Annotated in this window: 19 protein-coding genes; 9 read left to right on the top strand and 10 right to left on the bottom strand. The window is 73.4% G+C overall.

The genetic code is table 11. The annotated features are described in order from the left end of the window. Positions 1-96: 96 nt before the first annotated feature. Complete coding sequence (locus Q3W71_RS16290; RefSeq protein ID WP_302920177.1) at positions 97-678, bottom strand: hypothetical protein; 582 nt, start codon at positions 676-678, stop codon at positions 97-99. Between the two features lie 481 nt (positions 679-1,159). Between Q3W71_RS16290 and Q3W71_RS16285 the strand changes: the two genes are divergently transcribed. Next, positions 1,160-1,840: a lytic polysaccharide monooxygenase gene (locus tag Q3W71_RS16285; RefSeq protein ID WP_302920176.1), complete on the top strand. Its 681-nt coding sequence runs from the start codon at positions 1,160-1,162 to the stop codon at positions 1,838-1,840. Between the two features lie 193 nt (positions 1,841-2,033). Here the strand turns inward: Q3W71_RS16285 and Q3W71_RS16280 are convergent, their stop codons facing one another. Continuing rightward, positions 2,034-3,290 carry a phospholipase D-like domain-containing protein gene (locus Q3W71_RS16280; protein ID WP_302920175.1) on the bottom strand — a complete coding sequence of 419 codons (1,257 nt, stop codon included), beginning with the start codon at positions 3,288-3,290 and terminating at the stop codon, positions 2,034-2,036. A 238-nt stretch (positions 3,291-3,528) separates the two neighbouring features. Here Q3W71_RS16280 and Q3W71_RS16275 point away from each other — a divergent pair, with 238 nt between their 5' ends. Together Q3W71_RS16275 and Q3W71_RS16270 are read left to right on the top strand one after the other, a co-directional pair. Further along, on the top strand, positions 3,529-3,942 hold the full coding sequence (locus Q3W71_RS16275; protein ID WP_302920174.1) for a hypothetical protein: 414 nt from the start codon (positions 3,529-3,531) through the stop codon (positions 3,940-3,942). Positions 3,943-4,196: 254 nt separating this feature from the next. After that, complete coding sequence (locus Q3W71_RS16270; protein WP_302920173.1) at positions 4,197-6,149, top strand: S8 family serine peptidase; 1,953 nt, start codon at positions 4,197-4,199, stop codon at positions 6,147-6,149. Positions 6,150-6,198: 49 nt separating this feature from the next. On the opposite strand, the gene Q3W71_RS16265 is transcribed toward Q3W71_RS16270, so the two are convergent. Both Q3W71_RS16265 and Q3W71_RS16260 read right to left on the bottom strand, forming a co-directional pair. Beyond that, positions 6,199-7,137, bottom strand: a complete 939-nt coding sequence (locus Q3W71_RS16265; RefSeq protein ID WP_302920172.1) for a hypothetical protein — start codon at positions 7,135-7,137, stop codon at positions 6,199-6,201. Positions 7,138-7,236: 99 nt separating this feature from the next. Continuing rightward, on the bottom strand, positions 7,237-7,704 hold the full coding sequence (locus tag Q3W71_RS16260; protein WP_302920171.1) for a MarR family winged helix-turn-helix transcriptional regulator: 468 nt from the start codon (positions 7,702-7,704) through the stop codon (positions 7,237-7,239). A gap of 119 nt (positions 7,705-7,823) precedes the next feature. Between Q3W71_RS16260 and Q3W71_RS16255 the strand changes: the two genes are divergently transcribed. Further along, positions 7,824-9,197, top strand: a complete 1,374-nt coding sequence (locus Q3W71_RS16255; RefSeq protein ID WP_302920170.1) for an MFS transporter — start codon at positions 7,824-7,826, stop codon at positions 9,195-9,197. Between the two features lie 174 nt (positions 9,198-9,371). Further along, positions 9,372-9,701 (top strand): nucleoside triphosphate pyrophosphohydrolase family protein, encoded by a 330-nt coding sequence (locus tag Q3W71_RS16250; RefSeq protein ID WP_302920169.1) that lies wholly within the window; start codon positions 9,372-9,374, stop codon positions 9,699-9,701. A gap of 36 nt (positions 9,702-9,737) precedes the next feature. Here the strand turns inward: Q3W71_RS16250 and Q3W71_RS16245 are convergent, their stop codons facing one another. Together Q3W71_RS16245 and Q3W71_RS16240 are read right to left on the bottom strand one after the other, a co-directional pair. Beyond that, a complete protein-coding gene (locus Q3W71_RS16245; RefSeq protein ID WP_302920168.1) occupies positions 9,738-13,010 on the bottom strand; it encodes a hypothetical protein in 3,273 nt (1,090 codons plus the stop codon). Positions 13,011-13,074: 64 nt separating this feature from the next. Further along, positions 13,075-13,686 (bottom strand): RNA polymerase sigma factor, encoded by a 612-nt coding sequence (locus Q3W71_RS16240; RefSeq protein ID WP_302920167.1) that lies wholly within the window; start codon positions 13,684-13,686, stop codon positions 13,075-13,077. A 54-nt stretch (positions 13,687-13,740) separates the two neighbouring features. Between Q3W71_RS16240 and Q3W71_RS16235 the strand changes: the two genes are divergently transcribed. Beyond that, complete coding sequence (locus tag Q3W71_RS16235; protein ID WP_302920166.1) at positions 13,741-15,108, top strand: serine/threonine-protein kinase; 1,368 nt, start codon at positions 13,741-13,743, stop codon at positions 15,106-15,108. Here Q3W71_RS16235 and Q3W71_RS16230 read toward each other — a convergent pair. Beyond that, positions 15,105-15,578, bottom strand: coding sequence for a hypothetical protein (locus Q3W71_RS16230; RefSeq protein ID WP_302920165.1), 474 nt, complete (start codon positions 15,576-15,578; stop codon positions 15,105-15,107). The genes Q3W71_RS16235 and Q3W71_RS16230 overlap by 4 nt on opposite strands. A gap of 446 nt (positions 15,579-16,024) precedes the next feature. Continuing rightward, on the bottom strand, positions 16,025-16,513 hold the full coding sequence (locus Q3W71_RS16225) for a nitroreductase/quinone reductase family protein (RefSeq protein ID WP_302920164.1): 489 nt from the start codon (positions 16,511-16,513) through the stop codon (positions 16,025-16,027). Between the two features lie 207 nt (positions 16,514-16,720). Between Q3W71_RS16225 and Q3W71_RS16220 the strand changes: the two genes are divergently transcribed. Further along, positions 16,721-16,843 (top strand): hypothetical protein, encoded by a 123-nt coding sequence (locus Q3W71_RS16220; protein WP_302920163.1) that lies wholly within the window; start codon positions 16,721-16,723, stop codon positions 16,841-16,843. Between the two features lie 12 nt (positions 16,844-16,855). On the opposite strand, the gene Q3W71_RS16215 is transcribed toward Q3W71_RS16220, so the two are convergent. Continuing rightward, the gene (locus Q3W71_RS16215) at positions 16,856-18,001 is read right to left on the bottom strand and encodes an RNA polymerase sigma factor (protein WP_302920162.1); all 1,146 of its coding nucleotides are present in this window, start codon (positions 17,999-18,001) and stop codon (positions 16,856-16,858) included. Positions 18,002-18,005: 4 nt separating this feature from the next. Then, positions 18,006-18,413 (bottom strand): YciI family protein, encoded by a 408-nt coding sequence (locus tag Q3W71_RS16210; protein ID WP_302920161.1) that lies wholly within the window; start codon positions 18,411-18,413, stop codon positions 18,006-18,008. Between the two features lie 215 nt (positions 18,414-18,628). On the opposite strand from Q3W71_RS16210, the gene Q3W71_RS16205 reads away from it, so the two are divergent. Together Q3W71_RS16205 and Q3W71_RS16200 are read left to right on the top strand one after the other, a co-directional pair. Further along, entirely contained in the window at positions 18,629-21,418 is a 2,790-nt protein-coding gene (locus Q3W71_RS16205; protein WP_302920160.1) for a DEAD/DEAH box helicase, read from the top strand. 9 nt (positions 21,419-21,427) lie between these two features. After that, positions 21,428-22,735 carry an SWIM zinc finger family protein gene (locus tag Q3W71_RS16200; protein ID WP_302920159.1) on the top strand — a complete coding sequence of 436 codons (1,308 nt, stop codon included), beginning with the start codon at positions 21,428-21,430 and terminating at the stop codon, positions 22,733-22,735. Positions 22,736-22,743 lie beyond the last annotated feature (8 nt).

The following is a 22,743-nucleotide window of genomic DNA, read 5'->3' as shown; positions in this document are numbered from 1 at the left end:
CCACCACGAACAGGTCGGATTCCACCCTCGTCGCCGCGCGCCGAAGACCCGCGACGGCGGTCGTCATGGCGACCGCCGGGCGGCCACCGGGCATGGTCAGAGCCCGGCCGCGGCGTCGTACCGGCGGCGCAGGTCGGCCATCTCCGGTTCGGCCAGCGCTTCCTTGAGCGCCAGCTCCGCGTACCGCTCCGGGAACATCTCCCGCAGCCGGTCGACGAACATGACGTCGGCGGTCGCCTCGACCACCTGGATGCCCGGGGGCTCTTTGGACATGTCCATGATCACCGGGCCGGCCAGTTTGACCGCCCAGTCCCAGGGGCGCTTCTGCTCGGCGACCCCGCAGAGGTGGAAGCCGTAGACCGTCCGTACGTCGGCGAGCGCGGTGACCTCGGCCGGCTCGTAGCCGTAGACGCGGACACCGCAGATCACCGTCGGCCTCGCCTGCTCCGCGCCGGCCGACTGCTGGGCGTTGTGTCCAGCGTGGTTGTGTTGGCCCGGGTCGGCCTGTTCGAGCGTCGTCCGCATCCGGGTCATGATCTGCGTCTGCAGATCCGGCGGCTCCGCCTCGGAGCCGGCCGATCCGGTCACCACGACCGCGCCGGCGGTCACCGCCAGGATCAACCCCACCCACACGAAGCGGTTCCGGTACCACCGCGCGAAACTCTCCCGGGAAGTCATGACTGCTTCTCACCTCGTCGCCGGTTCTGGTGCGTTGGCAGACCGCATCGGACACCCCGGCGGGTCCGAGGCCGAGCGCGTCGGCCGTCGCGGGGACACGGACCGGGGGATACGTACGGCGGGGGACACCTGCCCGGGAGGTGCGCCCGTCGTCGTGGTGATGGCCCGGCGGTGCGGCGCGCGAGCGTCTGCCAGAGCGGCGCGCTGCCGGCACTGCGATGCTCCCGTGCTGGCCGTTCTCAGCGCGGTTGCCCCCGCGCTGCGGCGATGCGAGCCATTCCAGCACGGTGGGGCCCCCTCCGGCAACATCGACGACCCTCGACGTGGTTCCGGCTCGCCGATCCGCCGGCACCGGTGGGGGACCGTCATCGCCGGGTTTCGGCAAATTCATCGAGAAGCGTTGATATACGGACGGGTAGCTGTAAAGCTCGTTGGTGGAAGCGCTCCCATGACGGATCCAGCCGAAGAACGGAGGAGCACCATGCGTTCACGCAGGCCCGATCAATCCGGCGGGCGATCCCGGTCGGCCGCGCGCCGGCCCCTTCGAGCAGTTGTCCTGCTGCTCGCCATGATGGTCGGCATGCTGCCCTGGGCCGGGGCAGCCCAGGCCCACGGCACCATCATCAACCCGGCATCTCGTGCCTACAAGTGCTGGCAGACCTGGGGAAACAACCACACGAACCCGGCGATGCAGCAGCAGGACCCGATGTGCTGGCGGGCGTTCCAGGCCAACCCCGACACCATGTGGAACTGGATGAGCGCGCTGCGGGACGGCCTCGGCGGGAACTTCCAGGGCCGCACCCCCGACGGACAGCTGTGCAGCAACGCTCTGTCCAGGAACGACAGCCTGAACCAGCCCGGACCGTGGAAGACGACCAACGTCAGCCGCAACTTCACGATCCAGCTGTACGACCAGGCCAGCCACGGTGCTGACTATTTCCGCGTCTACGTCAGCAAGAACGGGTTCAACCCGGCCACCCAGCGCCTCGGTTGGGGGAACCTCGACTTCATCACGCAGACGGGACGGTACGCTCCCGCGCAGAACATCTCGTTCAACGTCTCGACCTCCGGATACACCGGACACCACATCGTCTTCGTCATCTGGCAGGCGTCGCACCTCGACCAGGCCTACATGTGGTGCAGCGACGTGAACTTCGTCTGATCAGCGAGACCGAACACCGCGGCACCGCTCCGGCCCGGGACGACGTCCCGGGCCGGAGTGGCGCCGGCAGCCCGCTGCGGCGTCCGCGTGGGGACCATCACCGACGTTCCGCGTCGGGTCGGCGACAAGTGGACGGTGCCGGTGGCGGTGCTGCCCGAGCGCCCGCCCTCCTGCCTGCCTCGCGGCGTGACGCTCAGCGGACGGCTCCGCCGCGCGCCCGGCAGGTGTCGCGGACGTGCCAGAAGTCGCGCAGGTAGTCGTCGTGCATGGCGCGTCCCATGATCCGCAGCAGGGTCTCGTCGGCCTGCCGCAGCGCCGAGACGGCGTAGTTGTGGCTGCCGGTGAAGACCCGCGGCACGATGTCGTCGTCGTACGCGCCGTCGATCAGCATGTACTTGTTGTGGGTCCGGATGTCCAGCCCCGGGCCGACGTTGAAGTTGCACCTGGTGAGCTGGATGGTGCTGCCCAGCGCGTTGAGCACCGCGGTGTTCGCCTCGGTGTAGACGACGTCGACCCAGCAACCGGCGTTGCGCAGTGCGGTGAGCCGCTTGGCCACCTCGGGTCGGGTGAACGAGTACATGTTGACCCGGATGTCGGTCTGCCGGCGGGTGCCCGCGTCGTCGTAGCTGCACGAGGTCACCGCGTTCAGGATGCTGACCACGGTGTCGGTGGCGGGGTCGGAGACCGGCTGGCCGGACCGTTCCCGGCGGGGGAAGAAGTGCGCCTTGTAGGTGCTGCCGGTCGGCGTCACCCAGTAGTAGTCGTTGTCGCCGGTCGAGCTGTACCGGTGGGAGCGCAGGTCCGCGAAGTACGTCCGGTAGGCGGCGTAGGTGGTGGCGTCGCTGAACGTCACCCCGTTGTTGTACGCCTCGTTCGCGTCCCACCAGGTCAGGTTCGCCGAGCCCTGGAAGACCACGTTGGGCACGGTGGCCCCGGTGTCCAGCACGACCTTCGAGGCGGTCAGGAACTTGTTGTGGTTGTACGCCGTCACCGTCGAGTCGGTGTACTGGATCGCCCGGGTGCCGATGCAGCCACGGTCCTGGCTGGGAAACCGGTCCGCGCAGTGCACGATGTAGGAGCCGGCGGTGTCGGTCGAGCCGAGGACCGGTTGCAGCCGCTGGAACGGGCGCCCGGTCGCCGAGGACTGGTCGACAATGATCTTCACCCGTACGCCCCGTTGGTGCGCCCGGATGAGGCGGCCGGGGATGTCCGGGGTGCTGGCCGAGTCGGTCACGTCCGAGAACGAGAAGTGGAACCACGACATCTGGATCTCCTCGCCCACCGGAACCCGGTCGATGATCCGGGCCAGCTGCATGAAGATCGCGTTCTGCTCGGCGACCGAGCCGAGCGGCCGGCTGAACACCGGTTTGTTCAGCACCGGGTCGGGCTCGGCGGCGCTGGCCGGGGTGGGGAGCAGGGCGGGGACGCCGGCGGTGGCGAGGACGGTCACGAAGACCACTGCCGATCGGGCGGCGAATCGTGAAACAAATTGACAGATAGGCATGCCTGGATGGTGCCACCGGTCCTGGCCGGCGGGCTACCCCTCGACGTACCGGCCCGCAAGTCGTGACCGGTCCGCAGGCTGCGCGCGGGGGAGGTGCCGTGCGCAGCCTGCGGATGTTCGACGGGGTGGCTGACGTCATCCGCATCGGGCGGATCGAGACGGTCACCGCCGGCAGGCGGCCGGGGTGTTCGGCCGCCGAGCGCCCACCGCGACCCAGGGTTCGGTGATCGTGCCGGTCGCCTGGCTCACGTACGCCGGTCACGTGCTGGCCGGTGGCGGTGTCGCGTTCGCCTTCCCGGTCGCGCTCGACCTCGCCGGCGAGGTCGGCCGGTGCAGCGACGGCACCGGCGGTGAGCGGGAGATCGGCTTCGTCACCACCATCGCGTACTCCGGCTTCCTCATCGGCCCACCGATGATCGGGGGTGTCGCGGAGGCGACCGACCTGTCGTTCGCCGTCGGCTTCGTCGGTGCCGTCGCCATGCTGATCGCACCGGTCGTACTCGCCTCGGCGGCCGCGCGCCGCCGGGAGGAGACGCGCCGGCGCACGGAAGCGGAACCGCCGCGCGACCCCGCCCCGGCCCGGGTGGGTGGGTGGTAGCGCCGCACCGGACGGCGTGGGGCCCGCCGCCCCGCCCGGTACCACGGCGCCCGGCCCGGCCCCGGGGGCCGTGCGATTCGTCCGGTGCGGACTGTCGTGGTTCATAAACAGTTTTGACGTGACGAATCGTCGCGAGCTGTTAACCGCTCTGCCATGGCGTTCCCGACTGCTCCTAGGTTCGGCGGCACCCCTGAGCGGCCGGCGCCATCGGGACCTGGCCGTGCAGCAGGGATCTCTGGGAGGAGAGAGAACCTATGCGGCAGAGAGTCCTCGGCACCGCGGTCGTCGTCGCGATCGCCATCGTCCTGGGCACCGGAGGCCAGGCGAGCGCCGCCCCCACCGGCCCCGAAGCGCCCGTCCGGTACGCCGACAGCCCCAACGCGGTCCCGGGCCGCTACATCGTCGTCCTCGACGACGACGCCCTCACCGCGACCGCTGTCGGCAGCAAGGCGCGGGACCTCAGCAACCGCTACGGCGGGCAGACCCGGCACCTGTACACCGCCGGCCTGCGCGGCTTCGCCGCCACGATGTCCGGCCAGCAGGCCCGGCGGCTGGCCGCCGACCCGGCCGTCGCCGCCGTCGAGGCGGTGCAGCGCATCGGCGTGGCGGACACCCAGAACAACCCGCCGAACTGGGGTGACGACCGCATCGACCAGCGGAACCTGCCGCTGAACCAGGCGTACACCTACCCGGCCAACCCCGGTCAGGGCGCGACGGTCTACGTGCTGGACACCGGCATCAACGCCAACCACGTCGACTTCACCGGCCGGGTCCGGCAGGGCACCGACATGGTCGACAACGACAGCACCCCCACCGACTGCCACGGGCACGGCACGCACGTGGCCGGCACCGCGGTGGGCACCAGCTACGGCGTGGCCAAGAAGGCCAGCGTGGTGGCGGTGCGGGTGCTGAACTGCCAGGGCAGCGGCACCAACGACGACCTGATCGCCGGTATCGACTGGGTGCGTGCCAACGCCCAGAAGCCGGCCGTGGTCAACTACAGCATCGGCTGCCAGAGCCGGTGCACCAGCCAGGCCATGGACAGCGCGGTGTCCAGCCTGATCGCGTCCGGGGTGCAGTTCGTCCAGGCGGCGGGCAACTCCTCCGACAACGCCTGCTACTACAGCCCGCAGGCCGTCGCGGCGGCGGTCACCGTCGGCAACACCACCAACTCCGACGCCCGCAACAGCAGCAGCAACTACGGCTCCTGCCTGGACATCTTCGCCCCCGGTACGAGCATCGTGTCGGCGTCGCACTCCAGCAACACCGGCCGGGCGACGATGACCGGCACCTCGATGGCCTCTCCGCACACGGCCGGCGCCGCCGCCGTCTACCTGGGCCTCAACCCCGGCGCGACGCCCGCCCAGGTCCGGGACGCGCTGGTGAACAACGCCACCACCGGCACCGTGACCAGCCCGGGCAGCGGATCGCCGAACCGGCTGCTGTACACCGCGTTCATGAACGGCGGCAGCAACCCGGACGACCCGTCGGTCACCGACCCGGGTGACCAGAGCACCGCCGTCGGGCAGCAGGTGAACCTCCAGATGCGGGCCTCCGGCGGCACGACGCCGTACACCTGGAGCGCCTCCGGCCTGCCCGCGGGCCTGTCGATCAGCTCGTCCACCGGTGTGATCAGCGGCAGCCCGACCACGGCCGGCAGCTCCAACGTGACGGTGACCGTGACCGACGCCGCGTCGAGGACCGCGACGGCCGACTTCACCTGGACCGTGACCTCCGGTGGCGGCGACTGCACCCCGGTGCAGGTGGTGGCCAACTCCAGCCTGGAGAACGGCAGCACGCCGTGGTCCGCCAACTCCGGCGTGATCGGCGCCTGGTCCGGCTACGGGTACCCGGGCCACACCGGCACCCGCAGCGCCTGGCTCGGCGGCCAGGGCCAGGCGCACACCGACTACCTGTCCCAGTCGGTCGCGATCCCGGCCGCGTGCACCAGCGCCGTGCTGCGCTACTGGGTACGGATCACGACCGCCGAGAACGACGGCCAGGTCTGGGACCGGCTGACGGTCACCATGGGCAGCACGACCGTCGCCACCGCGACCAACCTCGACGCCAACTCCGCCTACGTCGAGAGGGTCGTCGACGTCAGCCAGTTCCGCGGGCAGACGGTGACCCTGCGGTTCAACGGCGTCGAGGACTGGTCGCTGCAGACCAGCTTCGTCATCGACGACGTGACCATCAACGCCTCCTGACCAGGAGCGCACGGCGGCCGGCCGGGCACCGCGCGAGGCGCCCGGCCGGCTACTCCCATTCCCAGCGCATACCGACGATGCCCGGCGGGACGTCCGCCGCCACCACGTGCGCGCCGTGCGTCGAGCCGATCCACACCTCCCGTACGCCCTGGGCGGGCGCGTGGAGGCCGCGCCGCTCGAAGCGGTAGCAGCGCGCCGGCACCGCGTCGCGGTCGAACTGCACCTGCAACACGTACTCGCCGACCGGCACGGAGAAGCCGTGGTAGTAGTTGTCAGTGGCGACCGTCGAGCCGCTCTCGAACTCGTACTCGATGACGGCGGTGTCGCCCTGCGACAGCATCCGGTCGAAGATGATCTCCGCGGCCAGCAGACCCGTCTGCGGGTCGGAGCGCACCCGCCCCACCCGGCAGTTCCGAAGGGGATGCACACCGACCGGCGCGCCGATGTCGTCGGTGCGGAAGATCCCGACGGTACGCGAGACGCGGTCGACGTTGGCCCGCAGCACCTGCCGGCAGGTCAGCCCCCGCTCCTGCCGCTTCGGCCCGACGCGGTAGAGGTCGTGGAGGCTGATCCGGGTCAGCTCGTGGTACATCCACCGGTCGAGTTCGCTCATGATCTTCGAGACGCTGGCGCCGTTCTCGAAGAGCCGGTCGATCGCGATGGTGCCGGCCGGCTGGTTGAGCCAACGGCCGCGTGGACGCCGCGGTCCCAGCTGGGCGATCAGGGACTCGGCGGGCAGCGACAGGATCTGCTCCATCAGCCGCACCGCCTTCATCGACTCGGGCCGCTCGGGGCGGCTGCGTCCCCGCCGCCAGTAGCTCAGCGTCGCGAGGCTGACGCTCACCCCCGCGGCCGAGAGCCGCTCCTGGATCTCCTCCGGCCGGATGCCCCGGTCCTCGATGGCCAGGTGCAGCGCGGCGGAGAACGGGCCGGTACGCAGGGCGTGCGCCAGGTCGCGGCCGAGCGGTGCAGATCGAGCCTTCTCCATGAAGGCTGAGTATCACCACGGCATCGCCCGGACGCCACCCACGCACCGGAGCGCCGCCGACGACACCGGGGTCAGGCCCAGCCGCACCCGGTCATCGCACTAGTCGCCGGCGCTCTTCCGCGCCTCGAAGAGCTCGCCGAGACCGAGCGTGAGGCCGGCGGCCTCGGCGGCCGCGCAGGAGGCGAACTGCTGAGCCAGCACCTCGCAGTACGTCGGGCGGGCCTCGGCGTGCCGGGCGCGGCCGGCGTCGGTCAGGTAGACGTTGATGCCCCGACGGTCGACCTCGCAGAGCTTGCGCTCGATGAGGCCCTGCTTCTCCAGGCGGCCGATGAGGCGGGAGAGGGCGCTCTGGGTGATCGGGACGACGTCCGCGATGTCCTGGACCCGCGGCTTCATCTCCTCGGTGCACTCCGACAGCTGGTCCAGGACCTCGAACTCGTGGCAGCTCAGGCCGTGCTGCTCTTCGAGGGCCTGCTCCAGGGCGTTCCAGATGCGGACTCGGCGAGCCGTGAGCTCCCGCCACTGGTCGACGAGGGACTGGGGGCCCCGGGCGCCGGTGGTCTCCATGACCGTGAGGCTAGCACATGCGATTGCACTAGATTCCCAGACATTAAGTCTAGACGCATGAAATGCGTCCTCATTTTGTTCTTGCGCATTAGATGCACGTGCACCTAGTGTCCTGAGGCGTGAGCCACGAGGAAGCCTTCGCGCTGTGCCCGCCCCAGAGATCCCACCCGTCGTCGCCGTCCCGGTCTCTCGGCCCGGTCGGGTCGGCCACTGAGGAGCGCCTGACCGACCGTGCTGCCGCGGCGCCGCTGCCGCCGACCCGGGATCGCTCCGCCGAGGCGCCGCCGACCGGGGACGCGGCGATCTGGTCCCGCAACTTCCGGTACTACTTCGCCGCCCGCAGCGCGGGCCTGCTCAGCTGGGCCATGCTGCCGGTCGCGGTCTCGGCCGGTCTGCTCACCGGCGGGTACGGCCTGGACACCGCCGGCTACGCGATGGCTTTCCTGGTGGGCCCGTTCGCCGGGTTGGTGCTGTTCGGCGGAGTGTTCGCCGACCGGTTCACCGCCCGTCGGATGATGATCGTCGCCGATCTGGTCAACCTCGCCGCCCATGTGCTGCTCGCCCTCCTGTTCATCCACGGCATCGGCCACCTCTGGCAGCTGTACGCGCTGCTGACCGTGGCCGGCGCCGCCAACGCGATGTTCCAGCCGGGCACCTCCTCGACCGTCCCGCTGGTGGCCCGGGACGTGCAGGGTGCCAACGGGGTGCTGCGTACCTCCGAGGCACTCACCGGGCTGGGTGGCCCGGCGCTGGCCGGCACCCTGGTCGGGCTCGGGGCCACCGGCTGGGTGATGGTGATGTCCGCCGTCGCATACGCGACCAGCGCGGTCTGCCTGTCGGCCCTCCGGCTCGGGTCGGTGCCCGCCCCGCCGGCCGGCGGGAGCCTGTGGCGCAACCTGGCGGTCGGCTGGCGGGAGTTCCGCGCCCGGAGCTGGCTCTGGGGCGTGATCGTGATCTGGATGTTCTTCGCGGTGCTCTCCTGGGGGCCGCAGCTGTCGGTGGCCGCCGGGGTCATCGTGCCCGAGCACGGCGCGACCGCCTTCGGTCTGCTCACCTGCGCGTTGGGCGCGGGCACGGTGGCCGGTGGTCTGCTGGCGATCCGCTATCGGCCCGGACGGCCGCTGGCCGCGGGAGCTGTGGCGATACTGACCTACCCGCTCTATCCGCTCGGCATCGTGCTCGGCTGGCCGGTCTGGCAGCTCGCCGCCGCCCAGGTCGCGGTCGGGGCCGGGATCGGCGTCTGGGGCGTCATGTGGGCCACCAGTGTGCAGACCCAGGTGCCGGGGGAGGTGCTCAACCGCGTCCACGCCTACGAGGTCGCCGGCTCCGTCGGCATGTACCCGATCGGCAGCGCGCTGGCCGGCCCCGCCGTGGCGGCGTTCGGCACCGACGGGGTGCTCCTGGTGGGCGTCGTGGTCGCCCTCCTCACCGCCGTCGCGCTGCTGGCCGCCCGCCCGATCCGCACCCTGGCCCGGATCCCGGCCCGCGCCTGAGCGGTGTCGACGTCACCAGGAGATGTCTCCGGCGGGCCGTTTCTCACCTCGGTCACCGCTCTCGGCCCGGTCGTCCTCCGGGAGGTGGCGCACCGGCGTACGAACGGGATGGACCGGATTCCCGCCTCGGGTCGTGGCGGCCGGTGGGTGGGGGTTCGACCATACTGGTCCGCCATGGACCTGGACGAGTACCAACGTGGCGCCCTGCGTACCGCCGCTCCACGGGACAGGCGGAACGAGCTGCTCCACCTGGTGCTCGGGCTGGTCGGCGAGTCGGGCGAGATCGCCGAGAAGTTCAAGAAGTGGGTCCGCGACCTCGACAGCGACGAGTCGCTGATCGACCGGGCCGACATCGCCAAGGAACTCGGTGACGTGCTCTGGTACCTGGCGGTGCTCGCCGACTACCTCGACCTGTCGCTGGACGACATCGCGACGGCCAACCTGGCCAAGCTGGCCAGCCGCCAGGACCGTGGCGTGCTGGGCGGCAGCGGCGACAACCGCTGATCTCGCAGCGAGGCGCTACGTCGCGTCGAGGGGCCGTCAGCTCATCTCGACGGCGTACGCCTCCTCGCGGACATCGGCGTCCGGGTGCCGGCGGAGTCCGATCAGCAGGTCCCGCCACGGAGCCGGCCAACCGAAGCTGGCCCCGTGGCGGACCAGCGCCACCGCGAACAGCCCGCCGGCGAGATCGCCGCGTCCGGCCAGTCGGGCGACGGTGCCGGCGAGGAGCGCCGGGTCGGGCCACTCGCGGAGGCCGCCCAGGCGGGCGCCGACACGTTCGGCGGTGCGGAGGGCCAGGACGGGCCGGCCCGCGCACAGCCCGGCGACCTCGTCCAGGTTGTCCAGCCGGCCGAGGTCGACCAGCAACCCCGTGGCCGTGCCGGCGTACGCGGGGTGGCCGGCGAGCCACCGCGCCGATCCGATCAGCACGCTCTGGTCGGTGCCGGCCGGCCGGCTCCGGGACCGGACGACCGCGCCGCGGGCGAGGAGGTCGATGCGGCGTCGGGCGGGCCGGTCGACCCTCGGGTCTCCGGGATGATCGTCGTCCGCGTCGCGGTCCACGAGCCGGGCCAGCGCGTCACCGAACACCCCGTCGCCGCCGGCCTTCAGCAGGTTGGCGACCTCGATGTGCACCATCGTCTCGTCCAGGTCGGTGAGCCGGTCCACGACCAGTTCGGTGATGCCGGTCAGCCATGGCGACCATTCCCCGAGCTGGGCGAACGCGGCGCGCCGGATCTCCCGGTCGGCGGCATGGCACGCCGCGACGATGAGCGCGCCGAAGCGTGGGCGGTGCCGTTCCGGGATCGTGTACGGGTACGTGCCGAGAACCGCACGCCGCTCCTCCCGGCTGCCGTCGACAGCGGTCCGCACGATGGTCCAGCTCGCCTCGGTCCCGAGCCGCTGCCGGGCGGCCGAGACGATGGCCGCCCGCACGTCGCGGTGCGTGTCCGGGTGGCGGTACGCGTCGAGCAGCGTCGCCATCACTCGCGGCGGCCCGTAGCGGGCCAGCAACCGGACCGCCTCCTTCCGGCTGGTGATCTTCGCGGGACCGGTCACCACCTCGCCGAGCAGGGCGGCCAGCCGGGACGGCGGGACGTGCCGGGCAGCCCGGCCGGCCGCGTACAGCGCGACCCGCGCCCGGTCCTCGTTGGCGTACCGCAGCAGCACCGGAAGCGCCGCGTCCGGTCGGTCCGTCCAGACCAGCGCGCCCAGCGCCGCCTCGACGACCGGCACCTCGGGGGCGTCCAGGTGGCGCACCACCAGGTCGCGGCCCGCGCCGGGGACGCCGGCGGCGGCCCGGATCGCCGCCACTCGCCGCCACACCCCCTGCTCGGTGTCGGCGACGATCTGCTCCTGTAGCTCCACGAAGCGGGCCTGCTGGCGGGGCAGCCAGCGCTCGGGGTGCGACGCCCGGACCGGCACCCATCGCGTCCCCGCCTCGACGAACCGGCCGCGCGGGCCGCTGTCGAGCACCTGGTCGAGCAGGTCGGTGCGGGACGCGCAGACGGTCGCCCACACCTCGTGGATCGTCACCGCCGACGGGTCGACCGTGAGCACCTCGGCGACCCGCTCCGAGCGCGTACGCGGGTCGTCGAGCCAGAGCCCGATCGCCGTCCGAGCCACCGACGGCAGCGTGCCCGGCCCGATCGCCCGACGCAACAGGTCCTGCAACCGCGGCAGCCGTCGGGCCCGCCTGCCGAGCGCGTGGGTGAGCGCGAAGAGCGGACCGTACCGCCCGCGGGCGATCCCGGCCTCGACCCAGCCGCGCAGCCGATCGAAGACCATCGCCTCCTGCCCCCGGCGCAGGACGGTGTCGAAGCGGCGCAGGACCGGCACGCTGGCTGCGGTGCTCACCAGGTCGATCGTCAGCAGCGCCCACTCGCACAGCCGCGGTACGGCCACGTGGTGCCGCAGGACGTCGGCGGCGAGCGTGCTCAGCGCTGTCGTGGTCGCGGCGGAGGCGTCACGGGCGTCGACCGCGTCGGTGGTCAGCTGGGTGAGCCCGGCCGCCGTGTCCGCGGCGAGCAGCGGTGCCGCCGCCGCCAGCGCGGTGAGGGCGGCCGCGCGTACCGGGTCCTGCTCGTTGCGCAGCCGGCCGAGCCGCACGATCACCTCGGCCACCGCCCGCGGGTCGCGGGAGCGGCGGGCGGCCGCCACCAGCAGCGCGTAGCCGTGCGCCCGCTCGTCGGCGTCACCCGAGCGCAACGCGGCGTCCAGCGCCGCGCACGCGTCCGGCCAGGCCAGGTACGCACTCCAGCGGCGCACCTCGGCCTCCCGCTCGCGGATCCTCGGCAGGTCCAGCACCCGGGTCGCCTCGCGGATCCGCACCGCGGCCGGCAGCACCTCCATGACCTCGGCGGCCGGAACCAGCGCTGCCGTGTCGACCTCGGTCAGAGCCCGGTCGTACAGCTCCCCACGTCGGCTCGGCGCGACGGCGTCGAGCAGCGCCGCCAACGCGCTGCTCTGTTCACGCAACCGGCTGGCCAGCGGCGCCAGCTCGGCGGTGGGCAGGGCGGCGAGGCGACGCAGCAGAGCCGGCGGCAGCGTGTTCCGGTGCAGCCAGGCCGCGCGGCCCGGCGTGGTGAGTAGCCGGACCACGCGGCTCGCGTCATGTGCCGCGAGCCGCCCGTACGCGTCCAGCGGGCCGGGCAGCGACTCCTCGGAGGCGTACCGGTCGAGCAGGTCGAGCGCCTGCGCCGGGTCACACCGCAACACCGCACCGGCGGCGCGAGCCCAGATCCGCCCGCGCAGCTCGGGCGGGGCCTCGGCCAGCCGCTCGCGGATCCGGTCCAGCAACGGGTCGGCGTGTCGCCGGACCAGCCGCTCAAGGTCGAGCGCGTGCTCCAGGTCGGGCAGCAACGCCCGTACGGTGTCCGCGCCGCAGGCCGGCAGCAGCGCGGCGGCCTCCTCGTCGCCGAACTGGGTGCGTACCTCGGTGATCAACGCGTCGGCGACAGCCGGCGCATACCGACGGCGCAGGGCCCGGTAGACCCGCCGCCGCTCCACCGCCGGCCGGTCGGTCAGATCGCCGACCGCGATGCCGGTGCGCAGCGCCGCGGTGAGCGCGGCGCCCCTGATCGACGGTTGCGGGTCGCGCGTCGCGGCGACGATACCGTCGGCGTCCCGGGCCACCATCGCGGCGACCAGCGCGAGCTGTCGCTGGTAGGGGCCCTGCTCGCGGAGGTCGGCGCAGACCTGGGCACGGGTGGGCGCGGTCCGCGCCCATTCCGCGAGGCGGTTCATCCGGCGGCGGTACGGCAGCGAATCGAGCGACGTCAGCAGGGCACGGGTGGCGGCGAGCACGGCGTACATTGTGCCCGCGAGCGGAGCCGATCCCGATCACGGCTCAGCGACGCCTCCCGCCGTCACCGGCGGGTCACCCCGGGGGTCGGCGACCGGCAGCGTCGGCGCCGCCAGCGGTCCCGAGCCCGGCACCGTCGTCCCCGCCCTGCAACGACTCCCGCACGTGCCTGCGGGCATGATGGATCCGGGACTTCAGCGTGCCGACCGGGATGCCCAGCTGCCCGGCGATCTCCTGGTAGTCGAGCTGACACACGTCACGGAGCACGAGTGGGGGCACCAACTCCGGCCGGTGGGCCTCCAGTTTCTCCAGCGCGTCCAGGAAGTCCAGGCGGGAGCCGGCGATGACGCTGGTCGTCCGGGGATCGGCGATCTCGACCGGCAGCGTCGCCCTCGACTGCTCGACCGACCGGCGCCGCAGCGAGCGGTAGGTCTGCCGGGCGCAGTTGGCGACCAGGGTGTGCAACCAGGTCGAGAACAAGGACCGGCCCTCGAACCGGGCGATGTGCCGCGCCACCTGCACCAGTGCGTCCTGCGCCGCCTCCTCCGCGTCCTGCCGGCACGGCAGAAACCGTCCGCACTGTTCGAGCACCCTCGGGCCGATCGCCAGGAGCAGGTGGTCGAGCGCGGTGCTGTCGCCGGCCGCCGCGCGCCGCGCCAGTTCTTCGGTGTCCGATCCGTGCCCCACCGGTGCCCCCGTTTCCTGTGCTCACCGGTCTCCCGGCCGTCGGATAATACGGTCGTGTCCATCCCGCCCCAGGTCGGCCGGTACCGCGTCGTCCGGCCCGTCGGTGCCGGCGCGTTCGCCACCGTCTGGCTGGCGTACGACGACGACCTGCGCGCACCGGTGGCGGTCAAGGTGCTCGCCGACAACTGGTCGCAGCGAGCCGACATCCGGGCGCGCTTCCGGCAGGAAGCCCGGTTCATGCGGCAGGTCGACTCCGACCACCTGGTCCGGGTGCTGGACATCGGCGAGCTGCCGGACGGCCGGCCGTACCTGGTGATGACGTACGCCGGTGGCGGCACGCTCGCCGACCGCCTGGCCGAGGGCCCGATGCCGGTGCACGCGGCCCTGCGCACCGCCGCGGACATCGCCCGGGCCGTGGCCGTCCTGCACGGCAGCGGGTTGCTGCACCGCGATCTCAAGCCCTCGAACGTCCTGTTCGACACCACCTCGACCGGGGAACGGGTGCTGGTCGCCGATCTGGGGCTGACCAAGACGCTCGCGCACGCCTCCGGCTTCACGCTGGTGGCCGGCACCCCCGGATACATGGCGCCCGAGCAGCTCGTGCCCGGTGGCGGGCTGGACGAGCGCTCCGACGTGTACGCGATCGGCGCGCTGACCCACCACATGCTGACCGGGCTGCCGCCCGGGCAGGCGGCGGTGCCGACGCCGCGCATACCCACCGCCGTCGAGCGTGCCGTGCGCCGGGCTCTGCACCGGGATCCGGCCCGCCGCTGGCCATCCGCGGCCGCGTACGCCACCGCCCTGGAGGATCTCCTCGGCGCGCAGCGGGTCCCGGCCCGCCCGCCGCTGCGGCGCACCCGCCGGTCGCTCGCCGCCGTCGGCCTCGTCGCCGCGTCGCTGCTCTTGACCGGATCGAGCACCGTCTCCCCGGCACCGCCCGGCTGGACGCGGGTGGCCGACGCGACCGGGACCATCTCGCTCGCCGTACCCGACGGCTGGGCCAGGCAACTGCGCGACGGCGGCTGGAACCCCGCCGCGATCGATCTTCCCGACGGACGCGGTCCCGGGCTTCTCGTCGGGCCGGACCTCGCCCGGTGGCCCGATGTGGACAGCGCCACACCGGGCGTCTTCGCCGGGGTGAGTCGCTCCCTCGCCGGCGGGGGAGCCGAGCCGGCGTTCCCCGCTCACGACGGCTGCACCGACGAGGCGGACCGCGCGGTCACGGTCGGTGCCCTGAGCGGCCGCGTCCGGCGTTGGACGCGGTGCGGCGGCACCGCGACGTCCTTCAGCGAGGTCACGCTTGCCGCACCCGGCGGCTCCGTCGGGGTGTACGTCCAGATCAAGCAGACCGGTGGGGCCGATCGCACCGACGAGATCCTCGGCACGCTGCGGGTGAAGGGTTCGACGACGGCGCACGGCTAGAACCGTTCCCAGTTCCCGCTGCCGTCGGCCTTGCGCCACCGGCGGGTCTCGGTGCCACCGTCGAGCCGGCGGACGGTTGCCTCCACGATGCCGCCGGGCAGCACCCGGTACGAGGTGAACGTCATCATCCGGTCGCCGGCCGCGCTGGGTGGGTCTCCCTTGATGACCGGCCAGGCGTAGCGTCCCCGACCGCCGTCGGAGAGCTGGACCGGGACGAGGGCCTGCTGCCGTGCCGCGCCAGGGTTGCCGAGCTCGACCAGGACCAGGGCGTCCTCCGTCGACGGCGCGTTCGCCGGCTCCTCGACCACGAACTCGGCGTACACCGGCCGGGCGCCGCCCGGCAGGATCCGGCACGGCACGTCCGCCCCGTTGGAACCGTTGCGGAAGGTCACGGTGCGGTCGGATTCGCCGCAGAAGGCCAGGTTGCGGATGGCCGCGTTGGGCCAGTCGGTCCGCCGGATCTCGCTCACCGGACGGCTCGGTCGGGAACTGCCGCTCGACGAAGGGCCCGGTCGGGACCCGCCGGTCGCCGTGGCACCCGGCCCGGGGCTGCCGCTGGCCGGAGCGTTCGGTGCGGCAGGGGCGGTCGGGCTCGTGCTGCGAGCGGGGGAGCCGGCGGGTGCCGCCTCGGCGCCGGAGCGGTCGACCCTCGACGTACAGCCGGTGGCCAGGGCGAGGGTGAGCGCCACCCCGATGATCGGTGCGCCACGCATGGGACGCTCCTTCCTCCAGAAGGTCTGTCACATGCTTGGATGCACCGTTGCGAGCAGTGGTTCACGAGGCACCCGCAGTCATCGGTGCGGCACCACGCGCGTGAGACGTCACGGGCAGGGCTGTGGGCGTACCCCGTCAAGCCGCGGGACGAAGGCTGGCGGAGCGGACCGGGCGCCGGCGGGCAGTGGACATCGGAGCGCGGTTACCCGGCAGGGTGCTCGGCGCCGGGCCGGGGCTCCAGGACCACCACCGCGGTCTCCGACGACCGCAGTGCCGCGTGAGCGTCGAGGTTCGTCTCGATGTCGCGCCAGCGGGCCCACAGCCGGGACCGCTCGTCGCCGGTTGCGGCGCGGCCACGTACCAACCGCTGCCCGTCCACCAGGTCGACTGTCGCATCCGGATGTGCCTGCAGGTTGAGCCACCAGGCGGGCTCACCCTCACCCCAGCCGTTCATCGCCAGCGAGTACAGATTCGGCCCGTCCTCCAGGTACGCGATGATGACGCTGCGTCGCTGGCCGGTGCGGCGCCCGGTGGTGGTCAGCCGCAAGGTGCCCCAGCGGTCGGCGCGGGGCCGCCAGAGCCCGACCCGGCTGCCGGTGACCCGGTACAGACCCCGGTGCACCGACCAGGCCAGCCGGATGAACCAGCGCGGCGGGAGCTTCGGTTTCTCCGCCCGACTCTCGTCCGACATGACCACCTCCCCGGGCTACCAGCGATGGTACGAACAGGACGGCACCCGCGGCATCGGGTGAACCGCCAGCGCTGAGCGGCCCGCCGGTGCGGCGCTGCCTCCTCGCGTCCCCCGTCGCCGGGCCTCGGCAGGTCCGACGACCGGACCGGCGCGCTACCTTCTCGGCCGCCCGGACGGTCAGCGGGCCGGCTGCCGTGGTGGAGCCCGGTGGTGCTGCTCGTCGCGGTGCTGCCGCCGGTGAACCTGGATCCGCTGCCGCTGGCCGGGCTGCTGATGCTGGTGGCGCTGCTGCCGCTGCGGCGCCCGCTCGGAAAGGTGTCGGTGGGCTGAGGCCGCCGGGCGTCAGCGACCCCGGCGGGCGTTGAGCCGGGCGGCCTGCCGGGTCAGGTGGTCCCGCTCGGCGAGGTTGGGGGCCATCCGGGCGGCCTCCGCGTAGAGCCGGGCGGCCGTCGCCAGGTCGCCGTCGCGTTCGTGCAGGTACGCCGCCACCGCGGCGTAGCGGGGCAGGGAGTCGTCCAGCCCGGCGAGCGCCGCCAGGCCGGCGCGCGGTCCGTCGGCCTCGCCGACGGCCACCGCGCGGTTGAGCCGCACGACCGGGCTGTCGGTCAGGCGGGCGAGTTCGTCGTACCACTCGACGATCTGCACCCAGTCGGTCTCGCCGGCGGTGGGCGCGTCGGCGTGCAGTGCCGCGATGGCGGCCTGGGCCTGGAACTCGCCCAGCCGGTCACGGGCGAGGGCCGCCTGCAGGATCTCGATGCCCTCGGCGATCAACGTGGTGTCCCACCGGCCGCGGTCCTGCTCGGCCAGCGGTACCAGGGCGCCGTCCGGAGCGGTCCGGGCCGCGCGGCGGGCGTGGTGCAGCAGCATGAGCGCGAGCAGCCCCGCCACCTCGGGGTGGTCGATCGCGGCCGCGAGCTGCCGGGTGAGCCGGATGGCCTCGGCGGCCAGGTCGACGTCGCCCGAGTAGCCCTCGTTGAAGACCAGGTAGAGCACGCGCAGCACGGTGGCGACGTCGCCGGGCTGGTCGAAGCGCACGCCGGAGACGGTGCGCTTGGCCCGGCTGATGCGCTGCGCCATGGTCGCCTCGGGTACCAGGTAGGCCTGGGCGATCTGGCGGGTGGTCAGCCCGCCGACGGCGCGCAGCGTGAGCGCGACCGCGGACGACGGCGTCAGCGACGGGTGGGCGCACAGGAAGTAGAGCTGGAGCGTGTCGTCGACCGCGGGCACCGGCCCGGGTGGCGGCTCCTCGTCGACGAGGTCCTCCCGCCGGCGGCGGGCGGCGTCGGCCCGGGTCGCGTCGAGGAACCGGCGCCAGGCCACCGTGACCAGCCAGCCCTTCGGGTCGCGCGGCGGGTCGGCCGGCCAGACGCGGATCGCCTCCACCAGAGCGTCCTGCACGGCGTCCTCGGCCGCCGCGAAGTCGGCTCCGCGGCGGACGAGGACGGCGAGCACGCCCGGCGTGAGGCTCCGGAGCAGGGCCTCGTCCATCAGGTCACTCCGTGATGGTGGGCGGCTCGGTCAGGAACGGGCGCAGCTCGAGCCACTCGTGGATCGGCTTCCCGCCCGCCCCCGGGGCGGCCGACAACTCCCCGGCCAGCTCGACGGCGCGCTCGTAGCTGTCCACGTCGATCACCATCCAGCCGGCGATGAGGTCCTTGGTCTCGGCGAACGGGCCGTCGGTGACCGGCGGCCGCCCCTCACCGTCGTACCGGACGAACGTCCCCTCGGGGGCGAGCGCCTGGCCGTCGACGAACTCGCCGGTCTCCTCGAGCCGGGCCGCGAACTCGTTCATGTACCGCACGTGCGCCGAGATCTCCTCCGGCGTCCACTGGGCCATCGGCACGTCGTTGACCGCGGCCGGAGCGCCCCGGTAGTGCTTGAGCAGCAGGTACTTGGCCATGGTGGTTCTCCTCGATGCGGGTGACCCATTCTGGTCACGTTCACTCCGGGGACGGAGCCCGCCGCCCGTTCTCGACATGGCCGGCAGAACTTTTTCGCTCCGGCCGCCCCCTCGGCGACAGGCGTACCGGCCGGGCTTTGTCGTATGATGTACCGTACGCTGTACGGCAAATTGGCCGGGTGGACCTTGACGGCCCACCCGCGTGGGGAGGTGCGGTGCGATCCGGACGGCTCGCGGTCGTCTTCGAGCCGGGGGATCCGCCCCGGATCGGTGTGGTCAGCTTCTACGATCCGACCGGCGCGGGGCTGTCGGCGGAGTTCGACGGGCTGGGGGAGGGCGGCGAACTGCCCCTCGCCCTGCCCGGACCGGGTCCCGTCGTCACCCGGACGGTTCCGGTGCGCACCGTCCCGGTCGGTGCCGCGGTCCGGCATCTCGCCGCGCTCCGGGACGCGGAGGCACTGACGCCCGCCACCGCATTCTGGTCGGCGGTGGCGGTGACCGGGCTGCACCTCGCCGCCCGAGGGCGGCTGCTGCCCGGGGTCTCCCCGGCCGGCTACGACGCCTGGCGGGCCGGCCCGTTCGACGTGGCGGACGTGGCGCGGATCCGGGCCCTGGCGGCGGCGATGCCGCCCGAGGCCCGTGCGGTGCCGCTCGATCCCGCCGCCGAGCGGCTCGTGTTGCCCGACCCGGAAGGGCTGGTCCGGGCGTTCCTCGACGCCGTCGCCGACACCCTGCCGCGCACCCCGGCGGCGCCCTGGCTGACCGGTGACCCGCGTTTCACCAGCGCGAACCCCGAGCCCAGCGACGACCTGCGGGACTGGGCGCGAGAGGTCTCCGAGGGCGTGGACACCGGCCTCCGGGTGGCGTTGCGGCTGGAGCTCCAGGAGCACGGCGACACCCCCGCACTCACGGCCGTGGTGCGGCTGCGCAGCCTCGCCGACCCCACCCTGGTCAGCGACGCGGCGGCGCTGTGGGAGGGCGACGAGCACGGCCTCGGCGAGCGGGCCACCTTCGAGGCGATGCTCGCCGTCCGGCGGGCCGCCGCGGTGTGGCCGCCGCTGGGACGGCTGCTCGACGACGCCGCGCCGGTCGCGCTGGAACTGCTCGACGAGGACCTCGTCGACCTGCTGGGCGGCGCCGAGGCGCGGCTCGCCGCTGCCGGCATCGACCTCCAGTGGCCGCCGCGGCTCTCCCGCGACCTGTACGCCCGGGTGCTCGTCAGCGCCCCGCCCGGGCCGCCCGCCGAGGTGGCGGCGCACCTGCGCGGCGCCCCGCCGGTGCCGCTCAGCTGGCAGCTCACCCTGGCCGGCGAGCTGCTCACCGAGGCGGAGATGGACCTGGTCGCCAAGTCGGCGCCGATCGTCCGGCTGCGGGACCGGTGGATCGCGGTCGGGCCGGAGCTGGCCGGCAAGGCCCGCGACCGGCAGCTGCCGCCGCTGGCGGCGTACGACGCGCTGGCCGCGACCCTGATCGGCAGCACGGTGGTCGAGGGCGAGCGGGTCGAGGTGGTGGCCGAGGGTTGGCTGGGCGCACTGTGCGAGCGGATCGCCGAGCCCGCCGGCGGGCGCGAACCGCTGGGGCCGCCGGCCGGCCTGCACGGCGCCCTGCGCGATTACCAGCTGCGCGGGCTGCGGTGGCTGGAGCGGATGACCTCGCTCGGCTTCGGCGGCTGCCTCGCCGACGACATGGGCCTCGGCAAGACCGTCACGGTCATCGCCCTGCACCTGCGTCGCCAGGCCGATCCGGCGACCGCCGGGCCGACCCTCGTGGTCTGCCCCGCCTCGGTGCTCGGCAACTGGGAACGCGAGATCCACCGGTTCGCCCCGGGCGTGCCGGTCCACCGCTTCCACGGCACCGCGCGCACGCTGGACCCGGCGACCGACGGTGTCGTGCTCACCAGCTACGGCACCGCGCGGCTCGACGCCAACCTGCTCGCCGGGCCGCGGTGGGGCCTGGTGGTCGCCGACGAGGCGCAGTACGTGAAGAACCGGCTGAGCGACACCGCGAAGGCGCTCCGCCGGATCCCCGCCCGCGCGCGGGTCGCGCTCACCGGCACTCCCGTGGAGAACAACCTCTCCGAGCTGTGGGCCATCCTCGACTGGACCACCCCCGGCCTGCTCGGCGACATCGGCGCCTTCCGCGCCCGATGGGCCCGCCCGATCGAGGTGGACCGGGACGCCGCGGCCGTTGCGCGGCTGTTCCGGCTGGCCCGCCCGTTCCTGCTGCGGCGGCGCAAGGCCGACCCGGGCGTCGCCCCGGAACTGCCGCCGAAGACGGTCACCGACCACCTGGTCTCCCTCACCGGCGAGCAGGCCACCCTGTACCGGGCGGTGGTCGCCGAGGTCATGGCCGAGATCCGGGCCAGCAGCACGGCCATCGCCCGCCGCGGCCTGGTGCTCAAGCTGCTGGTCGGCCTCAAGCAGGTGTGCAACCACCCGGCGCACTACCGGAAGGAGCCGCACGGCCCGCTCGCCGGCCGGTCGGAGAAGCTGCAACTCCTCGACGACCTGCTGGAGACGATCCTCGCCGAGGACGGCGCCGCGCTGGTCTTCACCCAGTACGTCCAGATGGGCCGGCTGCTGCACCGGCACCTCACCGCGCGCGGCGTACCGGCGCAACTGCTGCACGGCGGCACGCCGGTGCCGCAGCGGGAGGAGATGGTGCGCCGGTTCCAGGCCGGCGAGGTGCCGGTGTTCCTGCTCTCGCTCAAGGCGGCGGGCACCGGCCTGAACCTGACCCGCGCGGACCACGTCATCCACTACGACCGGTGGTGGAACCCGGCGGTGGAGGAGCAGGCCACCGACCGCGCGTACCGGATCGGGCAGACCCGGCCGGTGCAGGTGCACCGGCTCATCGCCCAGGGCACCCTGGAGGAACGCATCGCCGCCCTGCTGGAATCCAAGCGAGGGCTGGCCGACGCGGTGCTCACCGGCGGCGAGAGCGCCCTGACCGAACTCTCCGACGCCGAGCTGCTCAGGCTCGTACAGCTGCGCGACGAGCGATAGGAGCGGGACGTGGACGTCGACTTCGAATACGACGACGAGCTGGACGACGGCGAGCTGGACGACGACGCCGACGCGGCCGAGGACGACCACCGCGCCCGCACCTTCACGGCGTTCGGGCCGGGCCGGCGGATCGGCCGGAAGTTCGCCGACACCTGGTGGGGCAACGCCTGGATCGAGGCGATGGAGCGCAGCGCGCTCGACCCCGAGCAACTCCAGCGGGGCCGCCGGTACGCCTTCGCCGGGCAGGTGGGGCCGATCACGGTGAGCCCCGGCCGGATCTCCGCCCCGGTCCACGACGGCGACCAGTACACGCCACACCGCACGGTGGTGCGCATCGGCACCCTCACCGACGGCGCGTGGGACCGCCTGCTGGACAGGGTCGCCGCGAAGGCGGGACACATCGCCGCCCTGCTCGACCGGGAGATGCCGCACGACCTGATCGACACGGCCGACGACGCCGGGGTGCGGCTGCTGCCCGGCTACGGTGACCTGGAACCGCTGTGCGACTGCCCGTCCTGGGACCACCCCTGCCGGCACGCCGCCGCGCTGTCGTACCAGGCGTCCTGGCTGCTCGACCGGGACCCCTTCGTACTGCTGCTGATGCGCGGGCGGGCCGAACCGGAGCTGATCGAGGAGCTGCGCCGGCGCAACGCCCGCCGCCCGGTCGACGCCGGGGCCGGGGATGAGCGCGCGGGCACGCCGGCCGACGAGGCGTACGCGGCCGTGCCGGCACCGCTGCCGGAACCGCCCGGGCCGGTGCCCGCCGAGCCGATGGCGCTCGCCCCGCTGCTCGCCGCACACCAGGCGGCCGGCGTCGACGCGGAGGCGCTGGGGATGCTGGCCGCCGACGCCGCACTGCGGGCCCGAGAGCTGTTGACCGCGTCCCGCGCCCAGGAACTCCCCGCTGCGCAGGATCCCTGGCCGGACGCGGTGCGCCTGGCGAGCCGCCGGCCCCGGTCCCGGGCGGCGAAGCGGCTCGGCGAGGCCAGTGGGCGGGCGGCCGAGCTGCCCCGCGCCATCCGGGCCTGGGAGTACGCCGGCGCGGCCGGTCTGGACGCGCTGGAGGCGGTGTTCAGCCCACCGAAGGAGGTGACGACCCGGGCCACGGAGGCGCTGCGCGCGGCGTGGGCGGGCGACGGTGCCGCGCCCGAGGTGAAGGTCTGGCGCAACCGCTGGACGGTGGGGCGTGACGGGCAGCTGCGCTACGGCCGCGACGGGCGCTGGTATCCGTTCCGGCGGCGTTCCGCCGCCTGGTGGCCGGCTGGTCCCCCCAGCCCCGACCCGGTCGACGCCCTGCTGGAGCTGCGCCGGGACTGACGGCGACC

Source organism: Micromonospora sp. C28SCA-DRY-2, assembly GCF_030519475.1.
GTDB lineage: Bacteria > Actinomycetota > Actinomycetes > Mycobacteriales > Micromonosporaceae > Micromonospora.
Note: the sequence above shows the minus strand (reverse complement) of the source record. Positions and strands in the feature narration are given on the sequence as shown.